Here is a 10,201-nt window from a genome sequence, read left to right as displayed (position 1 = left end):
CGGGCGCGGTGCCGCCGGAGTCGACGGGCGAGATCTCCGCCGTGATCCTGCCCGGCGCGCCGACCGTGGTGCGGCCGACCGAGATTCAGTTCACCACGCTGTCGTCGGAGCCGGAGCCCGCGCCGTCGTTCGGGCCGCCCCCGCGCTGGACGCCGGATCAGGGCCTGCCGCCGGTGCGTCCGTTCCCCGACGCGCATCTGTACTCCGAACAAGCGGGCGGGCAGGCGTACTCGGGTGATCGGCCGTATCCAGATCAGGCTGGGGGACAGCCGTATTCGGACCGAAGCCAGCCTTACGCCGGTCAGTCCGAGGGGCGGCCATCTGCCGAAGGCGGTGCGTTTCCGGATCAGCCTGGGGGCAGGCCCTACGCGGAACCGCCCGGTGAGTACTCGGATCAGTCCGCTGGTCGGCCCTACCCTGGCGAGCCCGGGTCGTACTCGAATCGAACCGGGGGACGGCCATATTCGGATCAGCCTGGAAGAGATCCCTTCGAGGATCAGTCTTTCTCGGGACAGCCCGAAGGCAGCCCGGACAAGCCCTTCACGGGTAACTCCGAGGGCGGCCTGTACGCGGATCGGTCCGGGGGACATCCGTTCGCGGAGCAGCCCGAGGGGCGGCCGTACGGCGCCCAGGCCTACTCCGAGCAGCAGTATGGGGACCAACCCGAGCCGCCGTATCACCCTGGCGCACAGGCGTATACGGAACAGCCGTACGCCGAACATCCTGGCGCGCAGGCGTACTCGCAGGATTACGTGGGCGGGCAAGCCTATTCGGCCGCCGAGCAGTACGAGACGACGCGGTTCCCGGACGCGCCGGACTACCGGCGGTCACCGCCGGCCGACGACTTCCCGCCCGATCACTCGGCCACCCAGGTCTATTCGGCCCCGGCCGCTTACTCCGCGCCGGAGGCCTACTCCGCGCCCGACGAGTACTACGGCCACGCCGGGTATCCGGCCGAAGGCGGTCACGCCCGCGCCGACTATCCGCAGCAGAGCAACTACGCGAGCCAGACCGAGTACGCGGAGCAGGGTTACGCGGACGACTACGACGACTACGGCCCGGAGGAAGACCCGTACGCCTCGTCCGGCAAGCGCCGCTCCGTCGTGCTGCCGATTCTCGTCGGCGTGGTGGTGATCGTGGTGATCGCCGTCGTCGGCGCGATCGGCTGGCAGGTGTTCAGCTCCCGTAACGTCGCGCAGCCGACGGAGCAGCAGGCCGGCGCCCCGGTGCCGACCGCGGCCCCCCAGGCCCCCGCGCCGGGCAGCTCGTCGGCGCCGCCGGTCGCGTCCACCCCGGCCAAGCCCTCGACGACGACGGTGAACCTGCCCGCGGGCGCGAAGCCCTGCAACCAGGGCAGCTCGGCCTCGGGCTCATTCACCAAGTCCGCCACCGGATCCGCCGCGACCACCTGCGCGTTCGCCGAGGAGGTCCGGCGGGTGTACGCCGAGACGAGCCCCGCGAGCACGGCCTCGCGGCAGGGCCCGCGCACGGTGGTGGCGACCAGCCCGGTGACCGGCCGGACCTACACGATGGATTGCCTCAGCGAAGGCCAGCTCGTCACGTGCAGTGGCGGCGAAAACGCGGTGGTGTATGTATATTGAGCGATCCCGCGCGGCTCGAGTGCGAAAGGCATTGGGCTGCGCGGCATTAGCCGTATTCCTCACGGCCGGATGCGGTTCCGGCTCCGACAGTTCGGCCTCGGACGAGACCAGCATCACCGCGGCCGCGTCGCACGCGGACCAGAAGGGTCTGTCCATCACGGTTCCCGGCACCCTCGCCGCCGGCGTCGCCGAGCTCCAGGCCGGCGTGCGCGGCCACATGGGCATGGCGATCATGCCGGTCGGCGGCGATCAGGTGGTCAGCTTCGGCGACTGGACCACCGGCCCCGCCTGGTCGACCATGAAGGTGCCGTTGACGATCGCCGCGATGCGCCACAACGGCGGCACGCCCAGCTACGCCGCCACGGCCGCGATCACCGCGTCCGACAACACCGCGGCCGACACCCTGTGGCAGTCGCTGGGCTCCAATCAGGAAGCGGCGCAGGCGGTTCAATCGGTGCTGCGGGAGGGCGGCGACACCAAGACCACCGTGCCCGCCACCAGGAGCAGACCCGAGAACTCGGCGTTCGGCCAGGCGGACTGGTCGCTCGCCGACCAGGTTCGCTTCGCCTCGCGGCTGCCGTGCCTGCCGCAGTCCGCGCCGGTGATCGATCTGATGGAGCAGATCCAGTCGGCGCAGCGCTGGGGTCTCGGCGCGTTCAGCGGCGCGGAGTTCAAGGGCGGCTGGGGTCCGGACGCCTCCGGCGCGTACCTGGTGCGGCAGTTCGGGCTGATCTCGGCCCCGTCCGGGCAGATCGCGATCGCGTTCGCCGCGCAGCCGGATTCCGGCGCGTTCTCCGACGGAATGACCATGCTGGACAAGCTGTCGGCCGTGGTCTCCCAGCATTTGAGCGAGCTGTCCGGCGGTCGCTGCCCCGCCTGATCCGACTGACTTGACCGGGTAACGGGTACCCCAGAAAATCCCGACGTATCGGATGTAGGTCGCCGGGCCTACGGTGTGCCGGGTCGCGCACGTGAGGTGGAGGTGACGGGGTGGACGGACCGCGGACGAGGATCGGGACTCGATTCGGTCCCTACGAGCTGCGCTCGCTGCTTGGCCGCGGCGGGATGGGCGAGGTCTACGAGGCCTACGACACGGTGAAGGATCGCGTCGTCGCGGTGAAACTGCTGCCGACCACGCTCGCCAAAGATCCGATGTTCCAGGAGCGGTTCCGGCGCGAATCGCAGGCGGCCGCGCGGGTGGCCGAACCGCACGTCATCCCGATCCACGACTGGGGCGAGATCGACGGCGTGCTCTACATCGACATGCGGCTGGTGCGCGGGCACGACCTGCGTTCGGTGCTGCGCGGGGGCGGCCCACTGACCCCGGCCCGCGCCATCGGCATCATCGAGCAGATCGCCGCCGCGCTCGACGCCGCGCACGCCGAGGGGCTGGTGCACCGCGACGTCAAACCGGCCAACATCCTCGTCACCGCCTCGGACTTCGCCTACCTCGCCGACTTCGGCATCGCCAGGTCGGCCAAGGACCCGGACATGACCGGGACCGGGGCCGCCGCGGTCGGCTCCTACAGCTACATCGCGCCGGAACGCTTCGAGAACGGCCCCGTCACCGGCACGGCCGACGTCTACTCGCTCGCCTGCGTCCTGTACGAATGCCTCACCGGCACAACGCCTTTCCCTGCGGGGGAGATGAGTGTGCTCATCCACTCGCACCTTTCGCTGCCACCGCCGCGGCCGAGCGCCGCCCGCCGCGGCGTGCCCGCGGCCTTGGACGAGGTGATCGCGCGCGGGATGGCCAAGCGGCCGACGGACCGCTACTCGACCGCGGGCGGGCTGGCGTCGGCGGCGAAGTCGGCGCTGACCGGCCGGGCCGTCGTCGCGGTGACGGAGCTGCCGACCGACCGCATGGGGCTGGTCCGGCCGAAAGCGCCGCCGACCGTGGTCTTTCCGAACTTCGGGCCCGATCAGTTGAACGCGAACGCGCGCCCGACGGACGCCATCGCGCGGCAGCCGGCGCCGCGTTCGCCCGGATCGAACCGCGTTGTGCGGCCGCAGGAAACGGGTCGCGAGGCCGGCCGTCGCTCCGAACCTATTCGGCGCGAACCTCTTCCGAACCACGGGCGCGTTGAACGTCCGGATACCGGCCCGCGTCCGGATACCGGCCCGCGTCCGGATACAGGCCCGCGTCCGGATACCGGCCCGCGTCCTGATACCGGCCCATGGTCGGATACCGACCCGAGGTCGGGCACCGGCTCGAGACAGGACACCGGCCCGCGCCCGGACACGGTCCCACCGGCCCGCGCCGAGGAACCCGCGAAGCCGCCGAGCCCGTCGAAGCGCGCGAAATGGCCCCGGGTGGCCGCCGCGCTCGTCGTCGTGTTCGCGCTCGCGGGTGTCGCCGGCTGGCTGAACCGGGACGCGTTCGTCTCCCGCTCGGCCGGCCCGACACTCGCACCCGTACCCACCACCGCCAAGGGCTGCGCGACGAAATACCCGCCCGCGGGTCGCTTCACCTACTCCGCGATCGGAAACTCGTTCACCTCGTGCGAGTTCGCCGAGGAGCTCCGCAAGGCCTACGGCGAGGGCTCCGACGCCGACGGCACCCGTCAGGTCACCGCGTTCAGCCCCGCAAGGCAGCAGGACTACACCATGGACTGCGTCACCCGCGACGGCTTGGTCACCTGCACCGGCGGGGAGAGCGCGATCGTCTACATCTACTGAACGCCGCGAAAACGCTTGGCCCACGCCGTCACGGCCGCCGCCACCTGGGCTTCACGGGGGTCGTCCTGCCATCCGCGGCTCGGCGGGGCAAGATAGCGGCCATGCGCATCGGAGTCTTGACCGGAGGCGGAGACTGCCCTGGACTGAACGCCGTCATTCGTGCCGTCGTTCGCACCGCGAACGGCCGCTACAACGACGCGATCGTCGGGTTCGAGGACGGTTGGCGCGGCTTACTGGAGGATCGCAAGATCCACATCCACAACGACGACCGCACCGACCGCCTGCTCGCCAAGGGCGGCACCATCCTCGGCACCGCCCGCACCAACCCCGACGTGCTGCGCGCCGGGCTCGGCCGGATCAAGCAGACCCTCGACGACAACGGCATCGACGCGCTCATCCCGATCGGCGGCGAGGGCACGCTCACCGCGGCGAGCTGGCTGTCCGACGAGGGCGTGCCGGTCGTCGGCGTGCCGAAGACCATCGACAACGACATCGACTGCACCGACGTCACTTTCGGCCACGACACCGCGCTGAGCATCGCCAGCGAGGCGATCGACCGGCTGCACACCACCGCGGAGTCGCATCAGCGCGTGATGCTGGTCGAGGTGATGGGCAGGCACGCGGGCTGGATCGCGGTGAACGCGGGCATGGCGGCCGGCGCGCACCTGACCCTGGTGCCCGAGGTGCCCTTCGACGTGGACGAGGTGTGCACCATGATCAAGCGCCGCTTCCAGCGCGGCGACAAGCACTTCATCTGCGTGGTCGCCGAGGGCTCGCACCCCGCGGAGGGCTCCGGGTTCACGCTGCGCGCGGGCGGCATCGACGAGTTCGGGCACGAACGGTTCACCGGGGTCGCCCAGCAGCTCGGCGCGGAGATCGAACGCCGCATCGGCAAGGAGGTGCGCACCACGGTGCTCGGCCACGTGCAGCGCGGCGGCAGCCCCACGCCGTACGACCGGGTGCTCGCCACCAGGTTCGGCCTGCACGCCGCCGAGGCGGTGCACGCGGGCCAGTTCGGGCAGATGGTCGCCCTGCACGGCGCCGACATCGACCTCGTCCCGCTGGCGGAGGCGACCAAGCAGCTCAAGCGGGTGCCTGCCGAGCGTTACCGCGAGGCCGAGGCGTTCTTCGGCTGAGTTGCCAAGGGGGACAGTCGATCAGCGCGGGCCCGGCGGTGTGTCCGGGCCCGCCGGGTTAGGCTGGCGGGCATGGCCGACCTGACCGTGAACGATCTGCCGGACGCCGACCTCACCGTGCTGCGGCGGCGAGCCCGCGCCGCCGGGCTGCCGCTGCTGGGCTACCTCCGCGCGGAACTGATCGCGCTGGCCCGCGCCCGCTGCGCCGACGATACGATCGTGGAGTTCCTGGAGGCCGAGGGTCGCGAGTTCATCCCCGAGATCGACGCCGCCGCCGTCGCCCTGCTCGACGTCTACGACCTGCCCGCCGACGCCCTCGCCGCCTTCGGCCGCCGCGCCTACGCCACCGGTCAGCCCCTCGGCGACTACGTGCGCCGCAGCCTCATCAGCTCCGCCCGCCGCAGCACCTTCGACGACGCGATGCTGGAGTTCCAGGAGGTTCAGGACCGTGACCCGAGCCTGAACCTCGATGTGGAGGCCGTCGCCGCGTCGGTCCGCTACGCGCGCGGCGAGTAAGGGGTTCCCGCGGCGGAGGGGAGCTGTCACCGGCGCTCGGTACTGTTGAATCATGCGTACTGGCCGGGTGATCGCGTCGATTCTCTTCGTTGTCGGGGTGTTGGTCGCGGGGTGCTCGTCGGACACGAACCCGCCCGAGCCGACGACCGGCGACTGGCACGGGGCGATCGAGGTGCCCGGTCAGCCGATCGAGGTCGGGGTGACGTTCACCGGCGACGGCACGGCCACCATCGATATCCCGATCCAAGGATTGTCGGGCGCCAAGCTGAAAGACGTGCAGTCCGACCGCGCGGGCGTCTCGTTCGCGATTCCCGATGTTCCCGGCGACCCGAAGTTCCACGGAATCTACGACCAGGGCGCCGACCGGATCGCGGGCGACTTCGTCCAGAGCGGACACACTTTCAAGCTGTCGCTCCAGCGCGGCAAGGTCGCCCCGCTCAACCGCCCGCAGACGCCGCAGGCGCCGTTCCCGTACAAATCCGAGGACGTCACCTATCGCAGCGGCGACATCACCGTCGCGGGCACGCTCACCAAGCCGGAGGGCAGCGGCCCGTTCCCCGCGGTCCTGCTCATCACGGGTAGCGGCCCGCAGGATCGCAACGAGGAACTGTTCGGCCACAAGCCTTTTCTGCTTGTCGCGGACACGTTGACCAGGGCGGGCTACGCCGTCCTGCGCACCGATGACCGCGGCGTCGGCGGGACCGGCGGCAAGCTGAACGACGCGAACTACACCGATCTGGCCAACGACGCCGCGGCGGGCGTCGGTTTCCTGCGCGGGCGCCCCGACATCGACCCGGCGCGCGTCGGGCTGTTCGGCCACAGCGAGGGCGGCTACCTCGCGCCGCTGGTCGCCTCCCGCCCCGACAGCGGCGTCGCGTTCGCCATCCTGATGGCCGGACCCGGCGTGCCCGGCGCGGACGTGCTCGTCGAGCAGACCCGGCTGATCGCCGCCGCGGGCGGCGCGCCCGCCGAGGTGGTGGACACCAAGGTGCGCGAAACCGCCGCGGTGGCAGCCCTTTTGCGGGTCGGCGACGTGGCGGGCGCGAAGGAGCTGGTGCGCAAGCAGAACGAGGCGAAGCCCGCCGACCAGCGCACCTCCGACGCCGAGGTCGACGCGACGATCACGCCGTACCTGGCCGCGCTCGTCGCCTACGATCCGGCGCCCGCGCTGTCGGCCCTGCGCATTCCCGTGCTGGCGTTCTACGGCGGCAGCGATCTGCAGGTGCCTGCCGCGCAGAGTGAGCAGCCGATGCGCGACCATCTCGCGGCCGACCCCGATGCCACGGTCCACGTCTTCCCTGGCCTGAACCATTTGATGCAGCCCGCCAAGACTGGATTGCCTACCGAGTACGCCAAGATCGAGACGACCATCTCGCCCGACGTCTTGACCTACGTCACCGGCTGGTTGACCCAGCGCATCCAACCGAAGTAAGTAGGTTAAGCCCGTGTGGTGCTGTCGAACGGCTTACATAGAATGTTCGGCATGAGCGAGCGCAGCGAGCGAAAATTGGGCACAGCCACCTGTGTGGTCATGGCGGAGCCGAGCGCTAGCGAGGCGGAGGCATGAGCACACCCACACTCGATCTGATGGACTACTCCGATGTCATCGCGCGGTTCGAGCCGGTGCTCGGCCTGGAGGTCCACGTCGAGCTGTCCACCGCGACCAAGATGTTCTGCGGCTGCCCGACCGAGTTCGGCGCCGAGCCGAACACTCAGGTGTGCCCGGTGTGCCTCGGCCTGCCCGGCGCGCTGCCGGTGGTCAACGAGAAGGGTGTGGAGTCGGCGATCCGGATCGGGCTCGCGCTGAACTGCTCGATCACCCCGTGGGGCCGGTTCGCCCGGAAGAACTATTTCTACCCGGATCAGCCGAAGAACTACCAGATCAGCCAGTACGACGAGCCGATCGCCACGAACGGCCACCTCGACGTGCTGCTCGATGACGGCAGCACCTTCCGGGTGGAGATCGAGCGCGCGCACATGGAGGAGGACACCGGCAAGTCGACCCACGTCGGCGGCGCGACCGGCCGGATCCACGGCGCCAGCCACTCGCTGCTCGACTACAACCGGGCGGGCGTGCCGCTGGTCGAGATCGTCACCAAGCCGATCACCGGCGCGGGTGAGCGCGCGCCCGAGGTGGCCCGTGCGTACGTGACCGCGCTGCGCGAAGTGCTCAAGTCGCTCAACGTGTCCGACGTGAAGATGGAGCAGGGCTCGCTGCGCTGCGACGCCAACGTGTCGCTGATGCCGATCGGCGCGAAGGAGTTCGGCACCCGCACCGAGACCAAGAACGTGAACTCGCTGCGCAGCGTCGAGGTCGCCGTCCGCTTCGAGATGCGCCGCCAGGCCGCCGTCCTCGCGAGCGGCGGCACCATCGTGCAGGAGACCAGGCACTTCCACGAGACCGACGGCACCACCTCGCCGGGCCGGGTCAAGGAGACCTCCGAGGACTACCGCTACTTCCCCGAGCCCGACCTGGAACCCGTTGCGCCGGAGGCGGACTGGGTGGAGCGGTTGCGCGAGACCATCCCCGAGTACCCGTGGCTGCGCCGGGCCCGCATCCAGTCCGACTGGGGCCTGTCCGACGAGGTGATGCGCGACCTGGTCAACGCGGGCGCGCTCGATCTCATCATCGCCACCGTCGACGCGGGCGCCCCCGCCAACGAGGCCCGTTCCTGGTGGGTCGCCTACCTCACCGAGAAGGCCAAGGAGCGCGAGGTTTCCCTGGAGGACCTGCCGATCACGCCCGCCCAGGTCGCCGAGGTGATCAACCTGGTCGAGGCGAAGACGGTGAACAACAAGGTCGCCAAGCAGGTCGTGGACTTCGTGCTGGCCGGCGAGGGCGAGCCGGCCCAGATCGTCGAGTCCAAGGGCCTCGGCATGGTCAGCGACGACAGCGCGCTGCAGGCCGAGGTCGAGAAGGCGCTCGCCGCCAACCCGGACATCGCCGAGAAGATCCGTTCCGGCAAGGTCCAGGCCGCGGGCAAGATCGTCGGCGACGTCATGAAGGCCACCCGCGGTCAGGCCGACGCGGCGCGTGTTCGCGAGCTCGTGCTCGCGGCGTGTAGCTGAGTTTCCTTCGGGCACAACCGAAAACGTGAACGGCCGACTCCTGGGAGTCGGCCGTTCACGTTCACCCGGAGGTTAGTCCGGCCCGTTCCCACCGGCCTGCGGCGGCGGGATGCGCACCACCCGATCGTCATTCGGCCCCGGCTGGCCGTCGGTCTTGTTGACGGTGCCCACCCAGATCGTGCCGTCCGCGCCCACCGTGGCGCCGCCGAGTTGCCCGTACTTGTCCTGCGCGATCATGGTCGGGGCGGAGGTGACCGCATGCGTCGTCGGGTCGGCGGCCGCGATGGCGAGGGCCTTGGCCTTGGTCAGCGAGATCGCGACGCCGTCGGACGCGGCGGCGCAGCCCGCGACGCCGGGACGGTCCGGCCAGGTCCACGCCGTGGTCACCGCGCCGTCCGCGCCCATCCGCTGCAGCCGGTCCTCGACGGCGGTGCGGTCGGTGATCCAGACGCTGTCCTTGCTGTCGCGGCAGACGTCGCCCGCGACGCCGATCCCGGACAGCGCGACCTCCGCGGTGGCGCCGGGCGCGGGGGAGTTCACCCGCAGCAGCTTGCCCGCCAGCGAGGACGGGGAGGCGGCGTTGCCCGGGTTGCCCGCGTCGCCCGTCAGCACCAGCATCTGGTTCGGCGTGGCGAACTCGATGGCGCCGTGATTTCCGGTGGGGCCCTTGGGGATTCCGGTCAGAATGTCCTTGGGCGGACCGCCGCCGGGCGCGATGCGGATCACGCGATTGTCGCTGGGGGTGGTGATGTAGGCGTAGATCAGCCCGTCGTCCTGGTAGGTCGGCGACAGCACGAGGTCGCTGAGGCCGCCGTCGCCGGAGCCGTCGACGTCCACCCGTGCGAACTCCGTCGGCTCCGTCTCCGGCGCGACCTCGAGGATGCGCCCGGTGCGGCGCTCGGCGACCAGCGCGCTGTCGCCGATCGAGACGAGTCCGCCCGTGGTGTCCAGGCAAGTGGCCACCACCGCGGGGTCCGGGTCGATGCACGGCCCGCTGGGTCTGGTCGTCGACGTCGGCGACTGCGACGGCTTCTTCGGGTCGATGTTCGCCCCGTGCAGCGTCGGTTCCGGCGTGAACGGGCTCGACGCCGAATCGTCGAACCGCGCACACCCGGTCATCAGCACGGACCCGAGCGCCAGGCTCACCGCAACGCGGCCAACGACAACCAACCTCATAGGTCAGACGTTACGGAAAACCCT

Annotated in this window: 7 protein-coding genes and 1 pseudogene; 7 read left to right on the top strand and 1 reads right to left on the bottom strand. The window is 70.5% G+C overall.

What is annotated here, in order from left to right:
• The 7 genes and pseudogenes from ON39_RS46080 to gatB all read left to right on the top strand — a co-directional run.
• A pseudogene (locus ON39_RS46080) lies at window positions 1–1,601 on the top strand (hypothetical protein); the annotation flags it as partial.
• 19 nt (window positions 1,602–1,620) lie between these two features.
• On the top strand, window positions 1,621–2,481 hold the full coding sequence (locus ON39_RS23380; RefSeq protein WP_246002937.1) for a serine hydrolase: 861 nt from the start codon (window positions 1,621–1,623) through the stop codon (window positions 2,479–2,481).
• A gap of 110 nt (window positions 2,482–2,591) precedes the next feature.
• Window positions 2,592–4,280, top strand: a complete 1,689-nt coding sequence (locus ON39_RS51190; RefSeq protein ID WP_040737607.1) for a serine/threonine-protein kinase — start codon at window positions 2,592–2,594, stop codon at window positions 4,278–4,280.
• A gap of 101 nt (window positions 4,281–4,381) precedes the next feature.
• Window positions 4,382–5,416 carry an ATP-dependent 6-phosphofructokinase gene (locus tag ON39_RS23370; protein ID WP_040737606.1) on the top strand — a complete coding sequence of 345 codons (1,035 nt, stop codon included), beginning with the start codon at window positions 4,382–4,384 and terminating at the stop codon, window positions 5,414–5,416.
• Between the two features lie 72 nt (window positions 5,417–5,488).
• Entirely contained in the window at window positions 5,489–5,932 is a 444-nt protein-coding gene (locus tag ON39_RS23365) for a hypothetical protein (RefSeq protein ID WP_040737605.1), read from the top strand.
• 52 nt (window positions 5,933–5,984) lie between these two features.
• Window positions 5,985–7,364 (top strand): alpha/beta hydrolase family protein, encoded by a 1,380-nt coding sequence (locus ON39_RS23360; protein WP_040737604.1) that lies wholly within the window; start codon window positions 5,985–5,987, stop codon window positions 7,362–7,364.
• A 131-nt stretch (window positions 7,365–7,495) separates the two neighbouring features.
• Window positions 7,496–9,001: an Asp-tRNA(Asn)/Glu-tRNA(Gln) amidotransferase subunit GatB gene (gene gatB / locus ON39_RS23355; protein WP_040737603.1), complete on the top strand. Its 1,506-nt coding sequence runs from the start codon at window positions 7,496–7,498 to the stop codon at window positions 8,999–9,001.
• A gap of 72 nt (window positions 9,002–9,073) precedes the next feature.
• Here the strand turns inward: gatB and ON39_RS23350 are convergent, their stop codons facing one another.
• On the bottom strand, window positions 9,074–10,177 hold the full coding sequence (locus ON39_RS23350) for a PQQ-dependent sugar dehydrogenase (protein ID WP_040737602.1): 1,104 nt from the start codon (window positions 10,175–10,177) through the stop codon (window positions 9,074–9,076).
• Window positions 10,178–10,201: the final 24 nt, after the last annotated feature.

Origin of the sequence: Nocardia tenerifensis NBRC 101015 (genome assembly GCF_000308715.1) — a bacterium.
GTDB lineage: Bacteria > Actinomycetota > Actinomycetes > Mycobacteriales > Mycobacteriaceae > Nocardia > Nocardia tenerifensis.
The sequence above is the reverse complement of the archived record's forward strand: the minus strand, read 5'-3'. Positions and strand labels throughout refer to the sequence as shown.